23 protein-coding genes and 2 pseudogenes are annotated in these 21,947 nt (G+C 44.0%); 13 read left to right on the top strand and 12 right to left on the bottom strand.

All coding sequences use genetic code 11. The features are described 5' to 3' along the window. The first annotated feature begins 52 nt into the window (after nucleotides 1–52). Both istA and istB read left to right on the top strand, forming a co-directional pair. The gene (gene istA, locus MMY81_RS02065) at nucleotides 53–1,507 is read left to right on the top strand and encodes an IS21 family transposase (protein WP_252311437.1); all 1,455 of its coding nucleotides are present in this window, start codon (nucleotides 53–55) and stop codon (nucleotides 1,505–1,507) included. A gap of 90 nt (nucleotides 1,508–1,597) precedes the next feature. Beyond that, a complete protein-coding gene (gene istB / locus MMY81_RS02060) occupies nucleotides 1,598–2,371 on the top strand; it encodes an IS21-like element helper ATPase IstB (protein ID WP_252311436.1) in 774 nt (257 codons plus the stop codon). Nucleotides 2,372–2,614: 243 nt separating this feature from the next. Here istB and MMY81_RS02055 read toward each other — a convergent pair whose 3' ends face one another. From MMY81_RS02055 to MMY81_RS02030, 6 genes are all read right to left on the bottom strand, one after another. Then, entirely contained in the window at nucleotides 2,615–2,791 is a 177-nt protein-coding gene (locus MMY81_RS02055; RefSeq protein ID WP_252311435.1) for a hypothetical protein, read from the bottom strand. Between the two features lie 112 nt (nucleotides 2,792–2,903). After that, on the bottom strand, nucleotides 2,904–3,068 hold the full coding sequence (locus MMY81_RS02050; protein ID WP_252311434.1) for a hypothetical protein: 165 nt from the start codon (nucleotides 3,066–3,068) through the stop codon (nucleotides 2,904–2,906). A 161-nt stretch (nucleotides 3,069–3,229) separates the two neighbouring features. Continuing rightward, nucleotides 3,230–3,439 carry a hypothetical protein gene (locus tag MMY81_RS02045; RefSeq protein WP_252311433.1) on the bottom strand — a complete coding sequence of 70 codons (210 nt, stop codon included), beginning with the start codon at nucleotides 3,437–3,439 and terminating at the stop codon, nucleotides 3,230–3,232. Beyond that, nucleotides 3,436–3,903, bottom strand: coding sequence for a hypothetical protein (locus MMY81_RS02040; protein ID WP_252311432.1), 468 nt, complete (start codon nucleotides 3,901–3,903; stop codon nucleotides 3,436–3,438). Before MMY81_RS02040 ends, MMY81_RS02045 begins: the two co-directional genes overlap by 4 nt. A 93-nt stretch (nucleotides 3,904–3,996) precedes the next feature. After that, entirely contained in the window at nucleotides 3,997–4,824 is an 828-nt protein-coding gene (locus MMY81_RS02035; RefSeq protein ID WP_252311431.1) for an ABC transporter permease, read from the bottom strand. A gap of 17 nt (nucleotides 4,825–4,841) precedes the next feature. Further along, complete coding sequence (locus MMY81_RS02030) at nucleotides 4,842–5,783, bottom strand: ATP-binding cassette domain-containing protein (protein ID WP_252311430.1); 942 nt, start codon at nucleotides 5,781–5,783, stop codon at nucleotides 4,842–4,844. A gap of 120 nt (nucleotides 5,784–5,903) precedes the next feature. Here MMY81_RS02030 and MMY81_RS02025 point away from each other — a divergent pair, with 120 nt between their 5' ends. The 3 genes and pseudogenes from MMY81_RS02025 to MMY81_RS02015 all read left to right on the top strand — a co-directional run bounded on the left by MMY81_RS02025 (nucleotide 5,904) and on the right by MMY81_RS02015 (nucleotide 8,946). After that, entirely contained in the window at nucleotides 5,904–6,353 is a 450-nt protein-coding gene (locus tag MMY81_RS02025; protein WP_252311429.1) for a MarR family winged helix-turn-helix transcriptional regulator, read from the top strand. 1 nt (nucleotide 6,354) lies between these two features. Then, nucleotides 6,355–8,388, top strand: a pseudogene (locus MMY81_RS02020) (molybdopterin-dependent oxidoreductase). A gap of 78 nt (nucleotides 8,389–8,466) precedes the next feature. Continuing rightward, on the top strand, nucleotides 8,467–8,946 hold the full coding sequence (locus MMY81_RS02015; RefSeq protein ID WP_252311428.1) for a GNAT family N-acetyltransferase: 480 nt from the start codon (nucleotides 8,467–8,469) through the stop codon (nucleotides 8,944–8,946). 28 nt (nucleotides 8,947–8,974) lie between these two features. Here the strand turns inward: MMY81_RS02015 and MMY81_RS02010 are convergent, their stop codons facing one another. Next, nucleotides 8,975–9,586: a GntR family transcriptional regulator gene (locus MMY81_RS02010; RefSeq protein WP_252311612.1), complete on the bottom strand. Its 612-nt coding sequence runs from the start codon at nucleotides 9,584–9,586 to the stop codon at nucleotides 8,975–8,977. A gap of 215 nt (nucleotides 9,587–9,801) precedes the next feature. Between MMY81_RS02010 and garR the strand changes: the two genes are divergently transcribed. From garR to MMY81_RS01985, 5 genes and pseudogenes are all read left to right on the top strand, one after another. Continuing rightward, nucleotides 9,802–10,701: a 2-hydroxy-3-oxopropionate reductase gene (garR, locus tag MMY81_RS02005; RefSeq protein WP_252311427.1), complete on the top strand. Its 900-nt coding sequence runs from the start codon at nucleotides 9,802–9,804 to the stop codon at nucleotides 10,699–10,701. Then, nucleotides 10,698–12,127: pseudogene (locus MMY81_RS02000) on the top strand (four-carbon acid sugar kinase family protein). The gene garR and the pseudogene MMY81_RS02000 overlap by 4 nt, the downstream one beginning before the upstream one ends. Before the next feature lie 13 nt (nucleotides 12,128–12,140). Next, a complete protein-coding gene (locus MMY81_RS01995; protein WP_252311426.1) occupies nucleotides 12,141–13,490 on the top strand; it encodes a GntP family permease in 1,350 nt (449 codons plus the stop codon). 432 nt (nucleotides 13,491–13,922) lie between these two features. Further along, the gene (locus tag MMY81_RS01990) at nucleotides 13,923–14,843 is read left to right on the top strand and encodes an aldo/keto reductase (protein ID WP_252311425.1); all 921 of its coding nucleotides are present in this window, start codon (nucleotides 13,923–13,925) and stop codon (nucleotides 14,841–14,843) included. Nucleotides 14,844–14,970: 127 nt separating this feature from the next. After that, the gene (locus MMY81_RS01985; RefSeq protein WP_252311424.1) at nucleotides 14,971–15,792 is read left to right on the top strand and encodes a carotenoid biosynthesis protein; all 822 of its coding nucleotides are present in this window, start codon (nucleotides 14,971–14,973) and stop codon (nucleotides 15,790–15,792) included. A 56-nt stretch (nucleotides 15,793–15,848) separates the two neighbouring features. Here the strand turns inward: MMY81_RS01985 and MMY81_RS01980 are convergent, their stop codons facing one another. Beyond that, entirely contained in the window at nucleotides 15,849–16,043 is a 195-nt protein-coding gene (locus MMY81_RS01980; protein WP_252311423.1) for a hypothetical protein, read from the bottom strand. Nucleotides 16,044–16,577: 534 nt separating this feature from the next. On the opposite strand from MMY81_RS01980, the gene MMY81_RS01975 reads away from it, so the two are divergent. The 3 genes from MMY81_RS01975 to MMY81_RS01965 are packed head-to-tail and all read left to right on the top strand — an operon-like array spanning nucleotide 16,578 to nucleotide 19,341. Further along, nucleotides 16,578–16,772: a hypothetical protein gene (locus MMY81_RS01975; protein ID WP_252311422.1), complete on the top strand. Its 195-nt coding sequence runs from the start codon at nucleotides 16,578–16,580 to the stop codon at nucleotides 16,770–16,772. After that, nucleotides 16,769–19,192: a glycosyl hydrolase family 18 protein gene (locus MMY81_RS33730; protein ID WP_252311421.1), complete on the top strand. Its 2,424-nt coding sequence runs from the start codon at nucleotides 16,769–16,771 to the stop codon at nucleotides 19,190–19,192. Before MMY81_RS01975 ends, MMY81_RS33730 begins: the two co-directional genes overlap by 4 nt. Further along, on the top strand, nucleotides 19,144–19,341 hold the full coding sequence (locus tag MMY81_RS01965) for a hypothetical protein (RefSeq protein WP_252311420.1): 198 nt from the start codon (nucleotides 19,144–19,146) through the stop codon (nucleotides 19,339–19,341). Before MMY81_RS33730 ends, MMY81_RS01965 begins: the two co-directional genes overlap by 49 nt. Before the next feature lie 89 nt (nucleotides 19,342–19,430). Here MMY81_RS01965 and MMY81_RS01960 read toward each other — a convergent pair whose 3' ends face one another. The 4 genes from MMY81_RS01960 to pgaC are packed head-to-tail and all read right to left on the bottom strand — an operon-like array spanning nucleotide 19,431 to nucleotide 21,947. Then, nucleotides 19,431–19,922: a polysaccharide deacetylase family protein gene (locus tag MMY81_RS01960; protein ID WP_252311419.1), complete on the bottom strand. Its 492-nt coding sequence runs from the start codon at nucleotides 19,920–19,922 to the stop codon at nucleotides 19,431–19,433. Then, complete coding sequence (locus MMY81_RS01955; RefSeq protein WP_252311418.1) at nucleotides 19,883–20,269, bottom strand: polysaccharide deacetylase family protein; 387 nt, start codon at nucleotides 20,267–20,269, stop codon at nucleotides 19,883–19,885. The genes MMY81_RS01960 and MMY81_RS01955 overlap by 40 nt, the downstream gene beginning before the upstream one ends. Next, nucleotides 20,266–20,730 carry a poly-beta-1,6-N-acetyl-D-glucosamine biosynthesis protein PgaD gene (gene pgaD / locus MMY81_RS01950; protein WP_252311417.1) on the bottom strand — a complete coding sequence of 155 codons (465 nt, stop codon included), beginning with the start codon at nucleotides 20,728–20,730 and terminating at the stop codon, nucleotides 20,266–20,268. Before pgaD ends, MMY81_RS01955 begins: the two co-directional genes overlap by 4 nt. Next, entirely contained in the window at nucleotides 20,688–21,947 is a 1,260-nt protein-coding gene (gene pgaC / locus MMY81_RS01945) for a poly-beta-1,6-N-acetyl-D-glucosamine synthase (protein WP_252311416.1), read from the bottom strand. Before pgaC ends, pgaD begins: the two co-directional genes overlap by 43 nt.

The raw sequence follows: 21,947 nt of genomic DNA, 5'->3' as shown, positions 1-21,947 counted from the left end.
TATGACACTTTTAATAGGCTGAGGCTAGTTTATTGAAAGTGAGGAAATTGGAGTGAAGCGATTTATGAAATATGCAGAGATCCGGCAGTTACATGCCGAAGGGTTTTCCATTAACTCGATTGCAAAAAAACTAAATATGTCGAGGAATACGGTAAAAGATTATATGGGGATGGCCCCGGAGGAATTTGAGGATTTTCTCATTTCCCTGCGCCACCGGTCAAAGAAGCTGGATCCCTTCCGGGATCCGATTCTCCACTGGCTGCAGGAGCACCCGGATTTGACTGGGGCCCAGGTCCATGACTGGTTGGAAGAACGGATGAGTTTTCGAGGTGCTACGGAAAATACAGTCCGTAATTATGTGAATGAGCTGCGCGAGATGTACCATATTCCCAAAAAAATACAGCACCGAAACTATTCGGCCACTCCTGAAAGTTTTCCGGGGCAGCAGGGGCAAGTCGATTTTGGACAAACCGTCGTGAAAAAGAAAACGGGAGGACACAAACGCCTTTACTTCATTGCTTTTGTCCTGTCCCATTCTCGCTATAAGTATGTCGAGTGGCTGGATCGTCCCTTCCGCACGGCTGACGTCGTAAGATGTCATGAAAATGCGTTTGCCTATTACGAAGGAATGCCGGCGGAGATGGTTTATGATCAAGATGCGCTGCTCGCCGTCAGTGAGAACGCCGGAGATCTCATTTTAACAGCCGAATTTACCAAATACCAAACAGCACGAGGCTTTAAAGTGTACCTTTGCCGGAAAAGTGATCCAGAATCAAAAGGGAAAATCGAACAGGTCGTGAAGTTTGTGAAATACAACTTCAGCAAAAACCGAGTGTTCGATCAATTAGCGACGTGGAATGAAGCCTGCTTGGCCTGGTTAAAGCGGACCGGCAATAGGAAAGTGCATCACAACATAAAAAAGAGACCTTTCGAAGTGCACGCCCTGGAAAAGCAACACTTACAAAAAGTCTCTACTACTTACCTATTTGAACATCATCTTTCCTCCAGTATACCAAGAACGATTCATAAGGACAATGTCATTCGTTACCTGCAGAATCGATATAGCGTGCCCTCAGGCACGTATCGAGAACAGGCATCAAATAAAGCATACCTCCAGATCATAGAGGGGCGTACCCTTTTGATTCGCTTAAAACCAACGGGCCCTGTGTTAGCAACACACCCTCTTTCCGAGAAAAAAGGGATCGTTATTTCAGACCCGCGGCATCGAGTGAAAAGCGAATCCAAGCGCAGTCTTTTAATTCATGAACTGTCGGACGCTTTTTCTAACAAAGCAGGTATTCAGTGGTTTATCGAAGCATTAACAGAAAAATACCCACGGCATTTGATCGATCAATTGAAGGTGGATTCAACAAACCATTCGAGCCCATCCAAACAGCATAGAAGCAGCTCTAAAAGATATTCAAAAGCTCCAATTAATCAGTGGCAACGATTTTCGCGATATGGCTTATTCCCTGGACCGGCAGGTCCAGCTCTCTTCTTCTCCTGACGTTTCACTCAACCCAAAATACATGGAATGGAAAGCGCCTGAACGATCAAGCGATACATACTTGAACGTATTGAAGGGAGGGCGAGGGTCATGAGCCATCCTTTTGAGTTGTTACAACAGCAATGCCGAACCCTACGGTTGGCTGAAACAGCCAAAGAGCTGCCGACTCTTCTCCGTAAAGCAGAAGCTAAAGGGTGGACGTATCATGAGTTCACCCATGAACTTTTGACGTACGAGCTCCAGTGTCGGGAACAAAAAACCATCGAACGACTCATGAAGTGGGCAGAGTTTCCAGAAATAAAAACACTAGCTGCGTATGATTTAAAAGAACAAAATGCATTAGGAGAAAAGCAATTCAATGTCTTGAAAGATCTTCATTGGGTGGAAGATGATTTCACGCTCATTTTGATGGGACCGACAGGTGCAGGCAAAACACACCTGTCCGTCGCATTAGGCGTGCATGCCGTCGAACGAGGGTTTCAAGTCTCTTTTATTTCGATGGCCAATCTGATGTATATCTTAAAAACACGAGAGCACATCAAAAAATCCAACACCCGGTATAAACGGATCATTGGATCGGATCTCATCATCATCGATGATGTCATGTATATGACGTACGAAATGCATGAAGCGCATCTTTTCTTCCAATTTATTTATGACCTCTATGGAAAGGCTGCCTTCATCTTAACGTCAAATAAAGGACCGAATGAATGGGGAAAGTTCTTAGGTGACCCTACCCTGACCACGGCGATCTTAGATCGCCTCCTTCACCGCAGTGAAATCATTACGTTTGGCGAAGAAATGGACAGCATTCGCATGAAATATCGAAAAACATTGTTTCCCGAAACAAGTGGTCTATCTTAATTGGTGAAAGTTGATCTATCTTATTTATGAAAAATTGATCTATCCTACTTGACGGTTACAGTCTCCTTCTAATTCAGCAGAAGCACCGTTGGCTTTTTCTATTTCCATAACAATAGGACCTGATTCAAAAGTTCCTACGTCGTCGGTTCGACTGATTAAGGTTACTCGACCATTTTCATCTTCTACAGTTTCACCAGGTTGGACCTCAGCATCATTTTCAACATTCTCATTATCAGATTCTTCTTACTGTTCTTTCTCAGAAGAATTACTTTCTCCGGCTTCAGCTTCTTCAGAACTGTTTGTGTCCTCAGCTTCTATATCCTCAGACTCAGTTTCTTCAGTATCTACTGATTCTTCACCACAGCCCAAAGAAACAGTCATTAATCCAACTAGTCCGACACTAAGCATGAATTTTTTCAATTTCTAAATACCCCCTTTTGTATTACGTCCATTGTAACAACTATAGTGAACAATTTATATCTTAAAAGGGGATTTATTGTATTTTTACATAGTAATAACTATAGTATAGCGTTTATTCCTCACCGTCTGTGACTTCTACTTCGACTTCTTCGGGTTCATCTTCAGCCGGATTTGGCATGTCTTCCGGCAGGTTTTCCTCCGGCAGGGCATCGTCCCCGCAGGCTGCCATAACAAAAAAACATAGAATTAATAAGCCTTGAGCTGTCATTTTTTTCACATGAAAAACCTCCTAGGATATAAGTATTATGTTTTTGTATTTGTTTTATTTCAATATATTGTATCATTATTCAGAAGTTTCACAGAATAGTTCATTCACAGATAAAAAAGCGGACCATTAATCCTATTTGGATAAGGTCCGCTTTTTGTTTTATACATTTATTAATTAAACTGTATTTCTGCATCAATTTCTTCGGCATCATTGATGGGCTCAAAGTTTTCGTAGTCAGTAGGCGGACTTATAATCATTCGAATGGACTGTATATCATCAGCTGTTGAGTTTTCAAGAACAAATGCGGCAGAACCACGCTGCGTAACCTGGCCGATAAATTCGCCTGCCATGTATTCGCCGAAGTAGCTGTCAGCTGTCAACTGTTCCCCGGTATTCGTAGTAATAATAGCTTGGCCCGGATAAAAGCGATTCGGTCTTCGCTTGTATTTTCTACTTCCATGCTGATTTCAATATAGCTGATGTCTGCGTCTTTACTGAGCATTTCCTGATAGTCTTCCGAAAGTTTTCCTTCCAGCACATTGATTTCATTCACATGAACAACCATTGGCCCACTTTCGAAAGATCCGGCCTCTGTGATTTGTTTTACAACGGTCATTTCACCCATATCGGTACTAATGGTATCGCCGGAATTGGTTTTATTATCTGTCGTGACTTTTTCATTTGGTTCACTGTTTGTTTCATTTTCAGTTGTTTCTGTTCCTTCCACTGTATCGGCTTCATTGTCTGCTGTTTCGTTTTCCGGGCTGAACACAGTAATAAAGATGAATACTGCCAGTACAGCAGCCCCGGCCCACAGTAAGCCAATAAACAATTTACCCATCATGACACCCCTATTCAATTGTGGTAAGAATATTTTACCAATTCACTCGGGGATAAACAATGGCCCAAAGCTCGAAAAAAGCACTATGGCAGTGTCTCAGGCATTGGCGCGTCTAAAGCTTAACGTGGCTAAAAGAATAAGAACAACGGTGAAAATGAAAATAAAGGCGATCTCCATGGCTACCGTGAGTGTCGTACCGAACAGCTGAAGGTTAAGTCCCATCGCTTCACGTATCATCGGAGATAGGCTTTCTACATCTATCATTATTTTCTTCATCACGTCAACGCCGTAGGTAACGGGATTCAGTTTGACGATGACATCCATCCAGGGGGGCATGTTATTAATAGGGAATAATGCACCTGATAAAAAGATCATCGGCATAACAAGAATCTGGATAATGAGCTGAAATCCCTGGGTAGAACGCAGAAAGCTTGCGATCAACAGACCGAAAGAAGAAAGAGCACAGGCTAGCAGAAACATAAAGGGTATCACGAGCAGCAGGGAAGTAAGGCTGTATTCAATTCCGAGAAACGGAATGAGCAGAAAGAGCATAATTCCCTGAAAGGTAGCAATCGTAGAAGCGCTTAATACTTTTCCGATCGCAATGCTGACTCTGGAAATAGGAGAAACGAGTATTTCTTTCATGTAGCCGAAGTTTTTGTCTTCGATAATAGATAGGGAAGAAAAAATGGATGTCATTAAAAGAGTCATGGAAACAATACCCGGAAATACAAACTGCAGGTACTGAAAATCTTCTCCTGCATCAGGCATGCTGCTGCCAATTAAATTTTCCATTGTGCCGCCCATGCCTCCGCCAAAAATAAGCAGAAACAGAATGGGCATCGAAAAGGAACCGATCAAACGGGCACGGTCCCTGAAAAAACGGGTGAGGTCTCTGATCCATATTGCAAAAATACCTTCCATCGCTGTTGACCTCCTTTCTACTGTTTTTCAGGTTCTGTACTGCCAATATTTCGTCCGGTGAAAGAAAGGAATACGTCATTTAACGTGGGTTTTCTAATGTTCAGACGGGTCAAGGGCACATTCAGATTTTTAATGAATTCGGATATAAAAGAATCACTGCTGGCTACTTTTAAATAAATGATATCTTCTTTCGTCGTCACTTCCGCTTCGGGAGCTTTTTCCTGAATTTCAAGAAGGGCCTTTTCGTTATCCTGAGTGGAGAGCTCTATAATATCGCCGCCCAGCGTGTTTTTTAAATTTTCCGGCGAGTCCATCGCAATGATGCTGCCATGATCCATAATAGCGATCCGGTCGCTGATTTCGGCTTCATCTAAATAGTGGGTAGTCAGAAACATCGTGATTCCTTCTTTTTCTTTTAAGCGGAGAATATACTCCCAGATGTGAGCTCTTGTCTGCGGGTCAAGTCCGACCGTCGGTTCGTCGAGAAACAAAACTTTCGGATAGTGAAGAAGGCCGCGGGCAATTTCCAGACGTCTTTTCATGCCGCCGGAGAACGTTTCGACTCTGTTTTCTTTTTCTTCTACTAAATCGACAATTGTCAGCACTTCCTGAATGCGTTCCTTTCTTTTGCTGCGCGGCACGTTGTAAAACCGGCAGTGAAGCATAAGGTTCTCCTTTGCCGTCAGCTTCTCATCAAGGGTGTTTTCCTGAAAAATAATGCCGATGCTCTTCCTGACGTCACGGCGGTCTTTATTCCCATCAAAGCCATTAATGGTAATGCTTCCGCTTGTAGGGGCAAGCATGGTGCAGATCATGTTAATGGTCGTACTTTTCCCAGCGCCGTTCGGACCGAGGAATCCAAAAATTTCTCCTTCCTGGACGTCGAAATCAATGGAATCAACGGCCTTTTTATCTTTATATGTTTTGTTAAGCTGACGAACTTCGATAATATTATTCATTCTGTCACCCGCTTCTGCTATAATTAGTTATGATATCATAACTAATTATTCCTCTTTTACGAAGGGAAGTCAATTGATCTATACAGAAAAATACAGGAAAGATAAAATAGAGGTGCGACGATGACACTAACAAAAGAACAGCAGACAGCCGATCGGCTGCTTGCCGTATTTCCACTTATTAAAAGAAAGCTTATGCCTCCTATGCAGGTCCTTCACTGCGAAGGTCTGCATCACACACACTTTATTATTCTGCGTATGCTTCAGGAAAAGCACAATATCCGGCCGACCGATCTTGCGAAAGAAATGGGCATTCAGAAATCAAATATAACGCCGCTGTTAAACAAAATTCTCGAACATAAGCTGATTGAAAAGCGAAGGGATGAGAAAGACAAACGAGTCATGTATGTACTTTTGACAGAAGCAGGGGAGCGTTTCCTGCAGGAGCAGAACGGCTTATTTCATGAAAGTGTAGCAGGGAAACTACAGTCTTTGGAAGCAGGCGACCTCGATACATTGTCCGCCGCTGTCCATTCTCTTGAAAAAATATTGCTGAAAATAGAGGAGGAGTAGTATGGAACAAGTGAAGCAGGAAGGTGTATATAAGTCGGTTTGTCCGCTTGACTGCCCGGATCAGTGCGGGCTGCTGGTTCATAAAAAAGAAGGACGTATTGAAAAAATAGCAGGGGATCCCGATCATCCGGTAACAAAAGGTGCGATCTGCAACAAAGTCCGTCACATGACAGAAAGGCTGTATGATGACAAGCGCCTGACACATCCTTTAAGACGGACCGGCCAAAAAGGAGAAGGCACATTTGAACGGATTACATGGAAAGAAGCGATTGAAGAAATAACAGCACGCTGGAAAGATCTGATAGAAACGGAAGGACCACAAAGCATTCTGCCGTACAGCTTTTACGGAAATATGGGAAACCTCAGCGCAGAAGGAATGGGTCATCGCTTTTTTCACTATATGGGTGCGAGCCGTCTAGGGCGTACCATCTGTTCTACCGCGGGCGGCGTTGGCTATAATTATACAATGGGATCGAGCATAGGAACCGATCCGGAAGACACCAAAGATGCGAAATTGATTATCTTCTGGGGAATTAATGCGGTCAGCACGAACATGCACCAGATCACCCTGGCCCAGGAAGCAAGAAAAAAAGGTGCCAAAGTAGTCGTCATTGATGTTCACAAAAATCAGACTGGTCGTTTTGCCGACTGGTTCATTCCGATTAAGCCCGGTACAGATGCCGCACTGGCTTTAGGAATGATGCATATTTTATTTGCAGAAGAACTGGTGGACCGTGATTTTTTGAATAAATATACGATCGGCTCAGATAAGCTGGAACAGGAAGCCGCTTCTTATACTCCCGGCGTAGTCTCCGCTATTACAGGAGTCAGTATCGAGGATTTATATGAGCTGGCGCGGATGTACGGGGAAGTAGAGCCGGCGTTTATCCGCATCGGCAATGGCATTCAGCACCATGACAACGGCGGTATGTGTGTTCGTACAATTGCCCTGTCTTCCTGCACTTACCGGCCAGTGGCTGAAAAAAGGAGGCGGCGCTATTAAAGGAAACAGCGCCGTTCTTGCTTTTAATACAACGGCAATGCAGCGGCCGGATCTGCTGAAGAATAAGCAGACGCGCGTCATTAACATGAACCAGATCGGTGAAGCACTGGTAACAAATATGGAGCCTGCGGTCCGGTCAATGTATGTGTATAACAGCAACCCAGCGCTTGTCGCACCGGACACAAATAAAGTGCATCAAGGATTAGCTCGTGAAGACCTGTTTCTGGTCGTCCATGATATGTTTGCAACGGAAACTGCGCGCTACGCGGATATTGTGCTGCCAGCGGCATCCAGCTTTGAAAGTACGGATTTTTACACATCATACTGGCATCATTATGTACAGATGCAGCAGCCGGTGATAGACGCGTACGGCGAAAGTAAAAATAATTCCGAGGTGTTTCGACTGCTGGCCGAAGCGATGGCGTTTGATGAGCCGGCTTTATATGAAGAAGACGAAGAGATGATTGCCCAGGCTTTCAGCAGGACTGGAAATGAGAGCGCGGCTCATGTTACACTAGGCAGCTTGAAACAAAATCATTATATAAAAGCACAGCGGCCGGAGAGCTGGCTGGAGAATCTCTCTACGCCAAGCGGGAAAATTGAATTGTTTTCAGAAAAGATGGAGAAAGCTGGTTTTTCAGGCGTACCGACGTATCAGCCGCTTCCGGATGAAGAAGGAGACTTTTTGTTTATTCCGGCGCCGAATCACCATTTTCTGAATTCTACTTTTGCCCACAATGCAAAGCACACTAAGCTTGAAAAACAGCCTAAAGCATTTTTGAATAATAAAGACGCGGAATCTCTGGGGATTGAGGACGGAGACATAGTGCGTCTGTATAATCCCCGGGAGAATGCCATTTTCCGGCATCAGTGGGAGATGCGGTTCTATCCGGCGTCGTGGTCACACAGGGCCTCTGGGCAGAAGCGCCCGGCACAGCAAGGCGCGTAAATGATCTGACACCGGACAGGCTGGCCGACATGGGCGGCGGAGCCACATTCTTTTCTGGACGCATTCATGTAGAAAAAGCATAAGTGTGATAAAATAATGGTTACTCAGAAAGCCTTCTTCACTGGAGAGGGCTTTCGCGAACGGACAAGGAGCACGGATATATGATTATTCCATTAGATTTGGAAGACTCTAATACAGCTCAGTGTATTTTAGATCTGCAGCGTACAGCCTATCGAATTGAAGCAGATATGATGGATACAGATGATATTCCTCCTATGCGCGACAACGAGTCAGCTCTTAGAACATGCGGAGAATCTTTTTACGGTTATGAACGGGACGGTACTGTGATTGGGCTGGTTTCCTATCAGTTAAAAGACGGTATGCTGGAACTCTGCCGTCTCGTCGTTTCCCCTTCTTATTTTAGAAGAGGTATCGGCAGACAGCTCGTTGATTTTGTACTTTGCCAGCCTTCCTGGGACCTTGCCACAGTCTGTACCGGAAGCGTAAATGAGCCCGCGTTATCGCTCTATAAAAGCGTCGGTTTCCAGGAAGCCGAGGAATTGGAAGTATCTCCGGGAATCATCCTGACGCGCCTGGAACAGGTAAAAGAAAGATCCGATCGTATAGAGAAAACGTCCTGACACATTGTGTCAGGACGTTTTTTCAGCTCTAAAAAACATGAAGAGAGAAGTCTAAGTCTGCCTGAAGATGCATCTTCATCAGTTGTTCGGCTTCATCCGGCTCATGGCGGCGGATAGCGTCATATATTTTCTCGTGTTCTTCGATAAGAAGAGGACGTTGATGGTACACTACGGTTTTTCGAAAAAGATAAATGATGGACTGCATCCGATCAATGATATCAATCATAACAGGGTTGCGGCTGGCCTGCATAATGACATCATGAAATCGTTTGTTTGCTTCCATTACTTCTTCTTTTGAACCTGATTTTCCTATTTTTACACATTGGCTGAGAACTTCTAAATGGTTTTCACTCATGTAAGAGGCAGCAGAGCGGGCGGCTTCTCCTTCAAGAAGAATACGGACTTGAAAAGAATGGCGTAAATCGCTTTCTGTAGGCTGAATAACTTTCTTTTTTGAAATAAGACCTTCTTGTTCTAAACGCCGGATGGATTCTCGGATAGGTGTACGACTAACTCCGATATCATCGGCCAGACGTTCTTCTATAAGCTTCGTACCGCCTTTAATTTCACCACTTAATATTTTATCTCTAATAATCTCATAAGCTTTTATATAAGCGTGTTGAGTAGATTGTTTAGCCATCATAGTTGTTGGTCCCGAAGCATTCTATACAAATCCTTCAGTCGAGCCTCCTTAACATACATAATAAATAAGCCTTTCTACTAGTATAGAGCTTCCCTCCATGAATGGAAAGAATAGAAAAATGTATACATTTGTAATATTTTGTATACAAAATTAAAGAAAGCGTGTACAATCGCTTTATGAATGAAAACGCTTTATAAACAGGAGGCAGAAAAATGAATATTGGTTTTATTGGACTGGGAATTATGGGAAAGCCTATGGCACTTAATTTACTAAAAAAAGGATACAGCGTTACGGTGTTTGATATAAACACAGCATCGGTTCAGGAGCTTGCAGGTCATGGAGCGCTGACAGCCAGTACCCCGAAAGAGACCGCGGAAGAAAAAGATGTATTAATTACAATGCTTCCACAGGCAGCTCATGTAGAGAGTGTTCTTTTTGGACTGGAGGGGGCTTCGGAATCTCTTAAAGCTGGTTCTGTTGTAATAGATATGAGCTCTATTTCTCCGATTGTATCGAAGAGTCTGGCCGCCAGATTAATGGAACGAAACATAAGTATGATTGATGCACCTGTAAGTGGAGGCGAACCGAAAGCGATAGATGGCACGCTTGCCATCATGGCAGGAGGCGAAGAAAACACTTTTCATCAGGTGTATGAAGTTCTTAAAGGAATGGGTGAAGAAATTACTCTTGTTGGAGAAAGTGGATGCGGTACGACAGCAAAGCTAGCTAATCAAATAATTGTAAACGTCAACATAGCAGCTATGTCGGAAGGACTGGTATTGGCTTCTAAAGCAGGTATTGATGTAGAGAAAATGTATCAGGCAATTCGTGGAGGACTTGCCGGAAGTGCAGTATTGGATGCAAAGGTTCCTAAAATTCTGGATAGGGATTTTGTTGCCGGAGGCCGTATCGATATAAATATGAAGGATTTAACCAATGTGATGGAAACTGCACATGCTTTAGATACACCTCTCCCATTATCGAGTCAAGTACTTGAAATGTTTCATGCGATGAAAGCAGACGGGAAAGCAGCAGATGATCATGGCGGTCTCGTACAGTACTATGAAAAGCTGGCTCACACAGAAGTGAAGCATAAGGAGGATCAGCAATGAAAGAACTTAACTACCACAGTATGCTGAATGCTTTGGAACCTATTGATGAGAAAAAGGTAAATATGCTTTTGGAAAAAGAAAGAGCATCTTTTTTCCATCAAACTATTGTATTGGATGATGATCCGACGGGTGTGCAGACTGTGCACGACGTATCGGTTTATACAGACTGGACAGAAGAAATAATTGCAGAAGGGTTCGAGGAAGAAAGCAGCATTTTCTTTGTTCTGACCAATTCCCGTGCGCTGAGTGCAAAAGAAACCGAGAAGCTGCACGAAACGATTGCTGAAAGAATTGAGCGAGTTGCCTCACAGAAGCAGGTTCCTTATCTTATTATCAGCCGGGGAGATTCGACACTGCGGGGGCACTACCCGCTGGAGACAGAAGTATTGAAAAATACGCTGGAGAAACAAACAGCAGAAAAAATCGACGGAGAGATCATTCTGCCATATTTTAAACAGGGCGGAAGGTTGACGATTGATAATATTCATTATGTGAAACAGGGAGAAAATCTGGTTCCGGCTGGAAAAACAGAATTTGCTGAAGATCGCACATTTGGTTTTACATCAAGTCATCTCGGCGAATGGGTGGAAGAAAAAACAGAAGGACGCTATAAGAAAGAAAAAGCCGCATATATAAGCCTTACTTCGCTGCGCGGACTGCAGATAGATAGAATAACGGAACAGCTGCTTCATGTGAGCGATTTTAATAAAGTAATCGTAAATGCGGTGGAGGAAGCAGACGTGAAGGTTTTCACGGTGGCTCTGATGCGTGCTTTGAAACAGAATAAAAAATTCCTCTATCGAACAGCTGCAACGTTTACAAAGATACTCGGAGGGATTTCTGATAAGGAACTGCTTAAAAGAAAAGATCTTCTTCCAGCAGGCAGTCGAAAAGGCGGTTTAATTGTTATTGGTTCGCATGTGAAAAAAACAACGCAGCAGCTGGAAGCGTTAATGGAGTTGGAAGATCTGCGCTTTATTCATTTTGACAGCCATTTAATCGTAGAACCAGAAGCTTTTCAGAAAGAAGTAGATAGTGTTCAGAATCAGGTGGATGAAGGGTTAAAAAAAGAAATAACTACTGTGGTTTATACGAATAGAGAACGTCTTGATATGGGAGAAGGCAAAAAAGAAGAAGAGCTGCAGCAATCTGTCCGTATTTCAGATGCACTTACAAGTATTGTAAGAAATGCAGCAGCAAGTCCTGCTTATATTTTAGCCAAAGGGGGCATCACCTCAAGTGATGTTGGAACGAAAGGCCTTGGAGTGAGAAAAGCTATAGTAAAAGGTCAGATTGCTCCTGGTATACCCGTGTGGGAAACAAAAGAAGAAAGTCTGTTTCCTCATATTCCTTATATTTGTTTCCCGGCAATGTAGGAGAGATAGACACGATGAAACAGATTGTAATGATGCTAGAGGAGAACTGAGGAGGAAAAGAGAATGTTAACTGGCAATTTATTAATTCTTATATTTATCCTATCATTGGCCGCGCTGTTTTTTCTAATTTTAAAACTCAAGCTTGAACCTTTTATCGCGCTGATAGGGGTGGCATTTGCTACCGCTCTCGCGGTAGGTATTCCTGCAGCCGAAGTACCCGGTGTTGTTACGACAGGATTTGGAGAAACGCTTATTGGGGTTGGTATATTAATTGGTCTAGGTGTTATATTCGGCCAATTTCTGGCCGCATCAGGTGCTATTGAAAAAATAGCACAGGCTGTGCTGAAAGTATTTGGTATTCAAAAATCTCCTATGGGACTGGCTCTTACGGGAACTGCTGTTTCTATTCCAGTATTTTTTGACGCCGCTTTCGTTATTCTAAGCGGATTGATTAAAAGCCTTTCGAAGAAAACCGGTATTTCGATAGTTAGTTTTGTAACCGCTTTAGGAGTTGGTTTGATTGTTTCCCACAGTATGATTGCTCCAACACCCGGTCCCCTGGTTGTAGCGGAAAATACTAATTCAGATCTTGGTTTGTTTATATTATATGGTATTATCTGCGCGATTCCTGCTACTATCGTTGGGGGTTACTTATATGGAATGTTTATTGGAAAACATGTAAAGTCTGCCGTAGACTTAGAAGAGACGACAGCAGAAAAAGCAGCGGCCAGAACAAGAAAAGAAATAAGTACTTCTTTATCCTTTGCTCTTCTTATTCTTCCTATCTTTTTAATTTTAGTTAATACTATATCGCAGTTCTGGATTGGAGAGGGAACTCTTTCTACTATCATTGGTTTTATTGGAGATAAAAACGTGGCATTATTTATTAGTGTTCTTGTTGCTATAGTAGTGCTTCGTCCTTACATCTCTACTTCAAGTCAGACGCTTTATTCAGATGCCATCAGCTCAGCCGGTTTGATTATTCTGGTAACCGGAGCGGGTGGCGCATTCGGCGCTGTTATTAATCAAAGCGGTATTGGAGATCATTTAATCGTAGTCATGCAAAGCTGGAGTATTCCAGTCTTTATATTAGCTTTCATTTTTTCGCAGATTCTCCGGGCCTCCTTGGGCTCTGCAACGGTCGCCCTTGTCACCACATCAAGTATTCTTGGACCGCTTGCCGGAGAACTGGGCGCTTCACCTGTCCTGCTGGGGCTTGCAATATGTGCAGGTGCAATTGGTCTTTCTCTTCCTAATGACTCCGGTTTCTGGGTCGTAAATAAGTTTGGTAAATTAACTATTCCACAAACATTGAAAGCATGGACGGTGGGAGGATTTATTGCTGGACTTACAGCGCTTGGAATGGTGTATCTGCTTCAGGCCCTGTCTGGTATTCTGCCTGGATTATCTTAAAAAGGGACTGTCCCAAACTCACTTTACAGATTGATCTTCTTCATTCTGCCAGCAGCACAATAAGGCGAAGACAAACGAACAAACATCTCGTACTTCTTTTGTAAAAGAAGTACGAGGTGTTTTGAGATGATTCTGATGTTGATTATTAACATGCTGAACGGAAATATAAGAAAAACCAGACGGCGAATCGAGCAGACCAGCCATCGGTGAAGATAAACAGGGTGTTCTTTTCCTCTTTAGCTGAGGCATGGCCTGCCGAACGCGTCCGTCTGGAACATACTAATTATCTACTGAAGCTGATTTGGGGTTTTTGATGTTTCCTTTTGAGACAGTCTCTTTTATTTTCTGTATGAACAAGAAAAAGTGTGGATGCGTGCTTTTATGGGAAGATATAATAGAAAAGACTTTCAGCATAGAAAGGAAGCGAATAGTATGAAGTACCGCAGATTAGGAAAAACAAATTTGGATGTATCCGTTATTGGTTTAGGCACATGGCAGTTTGGAGGAGAATGGGGCGTTGATTACAAGCAAAAAGAGGTTGATGCCATTTTCGATAAGGCAGAAGAAACAGGCATTAACTTTATTGATACAGCAGAATGTTATGGGGATCATTTATCCGAGAAGTTCATAGGAGCGGCTATTGAAAACAATAGAGACCGCTGGGTGCTGGCTACTAAGTTTGGTCATAAGTTTCATGATTTATATGAGCGCCGCCATTATGATGCGGAAGATATGCAGAAGCAGCTGGAGGATTCCCTGAAAGCCCTGCGCACCGATTATATTGATATTTATCAATTTCACTCAGGCACGGACGAAGAATTTGATAATGATGCGCTTTGGACCATGCTTGATAAGCAGGTGCAGGCCGGTAAGATAGGTCATATCGGCCTTTCTATCAGTAAGAATGACAATACGTATCAGACGAAGCAGGCGACCAGCGTTGGAGCGGGAAGTATGCAGGTTGTTTACAATCGTCTCGACCGTACACCGGAAGAAGAAGTGTTTGCTCTCTGTGAGGAGCACGACCTTGGTGTGATGGCCCGTGTGCCGATGGCAAGTGGTTATTTAAGCGGTAAGTATAAACCCGGCGCTGTATTTGCCGATAACGATGTCCGTCACCGTCATGATAAAGAGGAAACCAGCAGGAAACTGGAAATGGTAGAAACTCTTTATAACACGGAAGTTCCGGAGGGTGTTCCTATGTCGCAGTGGGCACTGGCATGGTGTTTGAAGCATCCGGCTGTTTCGACCGTTATTCCCGGCTGCAAAAATCCAGAGCAGGTAGAAGCAAACGCTAAAGCTGCTGAATTGGATATCGTAGCAGATAATCATCCGCAGTCTACAGTAAAATAATCAGAAGAAGGTCCCTCCCTTTATGGAGGGGCTTTTTCTTCTGCCAAAAATGATGCTTTGCTTTTCTTATAACGGTCGCTTCTGTATATTAGAGAAAGAACAATACATAGGTAAAGCGGGGTATTAGATGAGAAATACTGCTTGGGATCACTGGTTGTTTCGTTTTTTTCTGATTTGGTACAGCATTGGAGTCATTCTGCTTCTGCTTGATCTTGTACCATCCTGGCTGGAATGGGCCAATGCGGTTTATTTATGGGGAGCCGGGCTGATCGGTGCTGTTTATCTGGCGCGAACCTATGGAACGGCACTTGGTACTGTGCTTGCGCTGATCATTTTCTTTTTTTCCATGACATTGGAAGGGATAGGCGTCCAGTACAATTTATTTTTCGGAAGCTATGAGTATAATTCTGATTTCGGTATCATGATTCTTGGCGTGCCGCTAACGATTGGAGCCGCATGGGTGGCGATCGTAGCAACATCGCATAATATTGTAAAATATATATATTGGCTGCTTCCAACAGCAAGCCGGTGGCGCCGGGCGCCGGGGTTTATATTTATTGGAGGCATACTGGTAGTCGGCATTGATTTTGTACTCGATCCGGTTAACTATAAACTCCAGGAGTACTGGCTGTGGAATGAAGGAGGCTGGTATTACGATATTCCTTTCTCTAATTTTCAGGGCTGGTTTATTATAGGTATTCTTATGCATGCGCTCTTGTTTTTCGTGCTTCGGCATCACTCCGGCTTTAAGCTGAGCCGTGCCGCCTACTGGGAGCCGCGTGCCGCTGTTGTGTATGTCCTGATGACGGCGATGTTTACGATTCTTGCTTTAGCCGGAGGTCTGTGGCTTGCAGGAGCGATCGGTGTGCTGTTAGTCAGCGTCTGTACGGTTATTATCATTCAAGGGCACAGGCTGTCGCAGAGACGGCGTTTAAGCCGTGTCCGGTAATATGACGTGGAAACAAAACAAGCAAAGCAGACAGAAGCCTGCTTTGCTTGTTTATATCAGCGCTGTTTTTTGTCGAGCCAGCGTCTGTTCCAGCCGTCCACCGTTTTTTTTGCAGGGTAAATGGTGATGGCAAGCACTGCGAGAATAACAAGAGCTGCGACGGGCTGGCTGCCGAGCAGGAAAATAACGACGGCAAGAGCAGCCAGGAAATAAATAAATCCTAAAATCACATATATAATGAAGGAATCCATTTATTTTCACCTCTTTTGCTTGGATTTTGAGTTACTGCGCTGTTTATAAAGAATGGTGAAGACAGGAAGCATAGAAAATAAAAAAAGAACAAGGGCTCCGCCTGTCAGAACTAAAAGCACATCTCTGGAAAACAGTGAAACAAAGACATGTTCGTCAGGATCTAGTACTATATATGCTCCGGTCAAACACATCAGAAGAATAAAAGAAAGCAAAGGGAAAAGCAGCATCCGTAACATAAGTATTCCTTCTTTCCCAGAATGAATACCAGTATTTTACCATTAATTGTGCATAAATACGTAACAGAAACTGTGAAGAAAAGGGGGAAATGAAATGAAGCACAGTAAATTTAAGATTTTTCTCGTCGTCATATGGATACTGCTAGGCGTTTGGAACCTCGGGCTTGGAGCTGCCGTTTATTTTATACCGGCAATATACTTTGGACACTTGCTCATATACTGGCCGGCCTGATGTTTTTAGCGGTCAGCGTATGGGTAAAAAAGAAGAACACGATATAAAGCGAAAGAAGGCCCGCCATGAACAAATATCCGGTTATTTTATGCTATCACGGCGTGACAGAGGATCAAAGCAAAACAGATGAGCTGGTTTCTTATATGGAAGATATAAAACAACAAGTAACCTGCTGCGGGATAAAGGCTATGTCTTTGTTTCCCCCTCAGAGTTTAATGAGTGGTACGAGGGTCGAACCGGCGGAGATCCACCGGCTGTGATTCACTTTGATGATGCGTTGGAAAGCATGGATCCGGCAGCGAAGTGGCTTATAGAGGAAACGATTCCCTTTGGTATTGCAGTTATTGCTTCGAGACAGCGAAAGCGCGTTCCGGAAAAAGGGTACTTATCATGGAAACAGCTTGCAGCCTACGTAAAAACCGGACGGGTCGAAATACTGCATCATACGTATGATTTTCATCATTACGTATTAAATAAAGAAGACGGAAATGCGGCGTCCGTTCCCTTTCTGGAAAGTCCACCGTGGATCGATGATGGGGCCGAGATCTGGGCGGAAAAGACAGAGGCGCCGAAAATATATGAACGAAGCCTGTTGGAAAACTCGCTGGCATTTCCTTTGTTCGGAACGGATTCAGAAACCAGCCGGCCTATTGAATCTTCGATCACTTTTCAGTCGGAACAAACTACTGACGTGCAGGATCTTACCTTGTTTGCCTGCGGGCATGCTGGAGAGCCTTACGAGGCAGAGATAGAGATACAAATAAATGAAACATCGGTATTTAATGGCTTTTTTACATCAGATTGGGTGGAAAATGACTGGACCGTATTTTCTTTTAACGAAAAAGTAAAAGTGAAAGAGGGAGAAGAAACAACGATTCGCTTTATTACCAATAATCAAGGCACCGGGACGTTTCGTGCGCATGCAAGGCTTAATGAAGTACAAGATAGTGCTGCCTTCAGTACAGATGTGTCTGCGGACTTTCCGGCCGGCGCTCCCTGGCCGGTTAAAATCATAGGAATGCTCTCCAGCGGCCGCGGCTCTTTGATGAGTGAAGAGATGTATCAGCAGCTTATCCGTGCAGATATGAAACGCTGGACTTCTGCAGTAGAAGCTTACCTTGACGCAGATTGGATAGAGCATGAAGGAAAAATAGAACAAAAGCATCCGGAGAAAAAAGAAATGGCGGGTACGGATGCAGCTGGAGATATGGTCCGGACGGTCTTTTCCTATAAGGCACCTTCTGATTTTAAGGCTGAGCTTATTCAATTTAACTGGGACAGCCCGGCCGGAGCCTGGTATCCTTTTCGAATGAACGTTTTTATTCAGGCGTCAGAAGAAAAGAGTCGTTTTGAGGCTGCTTCTTATGTACCTGGATGGATAGAAGAAACAGAGGAAGTTCCATTGAAACCATATGTTTTTGAAAAAGAAAAAACATATATAGTAACGCTGGAAACGACAGGACTCCCCTCTGGAAACCCTGGTTTCTTAACGTTTAGAGAGCAGGGGTCTCCTTTTGTCTTTATGGAGGCTAAATCACAGAAAAAACCGCTCAGGCCGGATCATTTCTGTTTTCCATTCGGGGCCTATTACCCTCAGGTGGATGAAACCGGCATAACCGTACATTCTGTTATTCGGGATATTCTGGAAAAAGAAGACATACAGGCGGGGTGGGGCGTCTATCCGGAACGAATTCGTCCTGTAACCGAGCCGGCAGAGCCCGGCCTGCGTCATGATAGATATGCCTTACCAAGATTTATGGTATATGGAGATGGGGACAATGCTTCGATTCTTCGCCAGCTGGAGGTTTACACAGGCAGCCTTTCTTATCAAAAGCCGAAAAGAAAGCAAACCCCTCCAAGGCAAATATCCATTGAATACGATGCCGCCGGCACAGCTGAACTAAAACGACATCCCTTTGCCTATGCTGCTTTTGATACGTATTATTTCGAACATGACGGACACATTGAACCTGGAGATATTAACGAAAAAGATAAGCAGAGGGCTAAAGACAATGGCGCTGCTATACTGCTGGTGTTTTCCAATTTCAGCTTTGAACTGGACGAACCGGATGGAGCCATTGCTCACAGCGTTCTTCAACATCGACCTGCATATATATCCCAAATCACAGAGATCTGCGAGCAGGGCGGCTGGGACGGAGTAACCATTAATCTGGAGTGGGTATACCCCGGAGACCGTCAGGTGATGAATGAGTTTATATCGGAGTTAGCCGCTGTTCTTCATAAGAAGGGCAGGCTGCTTCATCAAACCGTTCCGGCTGTGACCGGCACTTCCTACGATTTAGAAGAATGGACCGGTTGGGCAGATTATCGATTTCTGGCAGAACAGGTCGATGCTTTGAAAATTATGTCCTACACTGAGGGCGTCGATGATGAACCTCCCCAGCCGCATGCTCCTGATGGATTTCATCAAGAGGTGTATGACTACGTAGACCGATGGGTCAGAAAAAAAGACAGAGAAAAAATTCTGGTTGGGGTGAATGCGTTTGGCCGTATATGGACAAAGCAGGAGGATGGTTCTTTTCAAGGCAGATATGTGACCACCCATGAAGCTGTGGCCGAAGCTGTTCTTCATAAAGCATATATTGAAGAATATAAAGACGGAGAGTGCTTTTGGAAACAGAAGAGGCTGCCTGCTACTTTTCGTCTCCTCTTACAATAGAAAGAGCCGAGCAGACGGCCGTGTCCCGAGGCTACGGCGGTATAGGCGTATGGAAAGCTGATGACGGGGACGTGCTGGATTATGAGGGTCGAAAATCCCTGCTGAAAAAAAGAAAAAGCCATTTTATAAAAAAATGGCTTCCATGGTAAAGAAAAAGAAAGCAGGGCGGCTGCTTTCTTTTTTTGTATGATTAGGACGCTTCCGGATTATTTTCTTCCAAAACGGTACAATATTTTCTTCAAAAAATGGCGTGCTCAAAGAATACGATTTGTCCAATGCGGGTCTTCATCGGGCATAATAACCCGGGGCGCAAGAATATGCGTGCCTTCCATGCCCTGCTCCCTGGAAACGTCCGCAAGTGCCTCAGAGCTTCTCCAAATGGATAAGCAAATTCGGTCACTTCAATATCCAGTTCGGATTCCAGTACTTCCACACTTCGTGCAAGGTCTTCCTCAAACATATCTTTATTTTCTTCTTTTAGAAAAATGGCTTTATCCTGATTTTCTTCAGCCAGACGGTGCAGGTCATGAGTATGCGAGCCAATCGTGGCCAGTCCGCTGTCGCGCAGGGTTCTGAGATCGCCCCAGTCAGCAAGCGGCTGACTTTCAAAATCCTGTTCGCCGACCTGGCCGGAGATAACAAACACAGTAAATGGTATATCTCGTTCTTCAAGTATAGGAAGAGCTTCATCTACAATACTTTCATCAGCATCATCAAAAGAAATCCACACGCAGTTGGGAGGAAACTCCCCCTGTTCCTGATACTCGCGAAGTTCGTCGGAGTAACGAAGGTGGCATTCTCTTCGATCATCTTATCGAGCTGATCTTCGAAATCATCAGCGTATACCGTATATGTCGTCAATTCATCAGAATTAGTCATCGTTTCGACGCCTTGATTAAACACATTACTGTCTTTAATCCGGTGATAGTTCAGGCCAAGGCAGCCTTCATTATTTAAAGGCTCATTAAGCTCGGTCATTTTTTCGCTTTCAGCCTGGTAATGGGGGATAAGAAATGCAGCCATTCCTCCTATAACCGCAATAACCAGAAGTATGCTCATTCCTTTTTTCAATCTCATGATCGCTTCCTCTCTTTAAGAATTTCCGTCACCGGGCTTTTCGTAAAGGTCACATAGCGTGAACTTCTTAGTTTTTCTATATCTTCTTTGGATATGAGATCGAGATCGGCCATATCTTTTGTTGTAGCAGCAGGCGGGTAGTTTCTTCTGCGTAATGAGCCGAATCGATGGTAATTATATTTTCTCCAGATCAACAGCAGAGCGACCATAACGGCAAATGCCGCGATCGTACTCAGCATGAATACCCGTATTTCACCATTTGTTATTTTAAAAGTGATTTTTAACAATCGGGAATAAGGATCGTTAATGTACAGGGCGGCGCTTATAAAGAACCAGGCTACCATGGCACTGTAGGCCCACAGCACAAGGGTCAAAATAATAGACACAAAAGATGTCAAATAAGACTGACGGGACTGTATTATGAATCGGTTTTGCGCTGGCCACGATCGGGGCTGTTCCATGTAGCATATCCTCCTTTAAGACGGGATTTAATTGTTTTTGGCATAGCGGCTACAACCACAAAAGCATTGATAAACCAATAGAAGATTGGATACCAGGCAGCCCAGAAATAATAACGTTTAATCTGGTCGTACTGCGAATCGATTCGTATTGAAACAAACAGTTGAATCAAACACAAAAGCACGAGAGCAAATGAGGTAAAGGTCAGCCAGATCAGAAGATCCTGCGGCGAATTGGAGAACATAATCAAATAGAAGGTAACGGTTACCCAGGCAAAGGACCAGACTGTGCTGATACACTGCTCTATATAAATCGGCCAAAGCCTGCGGTGTTTCCAGCTGAACATCAAATACCAGTAGCGGAACATAACTTCCTGTCCGCCCTGGGCCCAGCGGACCCGCTGGTTCCATATTCCTTTAACGGTCTCGGGAACAAGCATCCAGCATAAAGCGCGCGGCTCAAAACGAATATCCCAGAAATTAGCCTGAAGTTTCCAGGAGACAGCTATATCTTCGGTAATCATATCGCGGTCCCACAGCTTCACATCTATCAGTGCTTTTTTACGGAAGGCGACCACAACGCCGGAAACGGTCATGATTTTTCCGATAACGCGCTGGGTTCTTTTAATAGAGCCGATAATAGACGCATATTCGACCAGCTGCATACGGCTGAGAAGGGTGTCACGGTTACGGATTCTCGGATTCCCCGTAACGGCGCCGACTCTTTCTCCTTTATGAAAGAAATGACGGACAAGATGGTGAATTGCATAAGGATCCAGAATGGCGTCACTATCAACACAGACAAGATATTCTGCATTGGAAGCGTGAGCGGCCATATGAAGGGCATTTGCCTTCCCCTTATTTTCCAGGCAGTCAATTACTCTTAAGTTCGGGTAATGATCAACAAGTTCATGAAGGGCATCACTCGTATGGTCACTGCTTCCATCATTAACTGCGATAATATCGAAAGATGGGTATGGCAGTTCGTAAAGAAGACGTATCGTTTCTCTTATGGTTTCTTCTTCGTTGTAACAGGGTACTAAGATATTGACATGGGGCCAGTCAATTTCATTTAAATCAAGCGGCTCCCTGCGCTCCCTGTACCAGGCAAAAATTAAAGCTCCTGCTATCCAGAATAACGATAGTAAAAAAGGAGCGAGGAAAACAAATGGGGACGACCATTGAATAAATTGATTGGATGATTCAAACCAAGCGGGCAT

This window comes from Sinobaca sp. H24, assembly GCF_023845525.1.
Note: the sequence above shows the minus strand (reverse complement) of the source record. Positions and strands in the feature narration are given on the sequence as shown.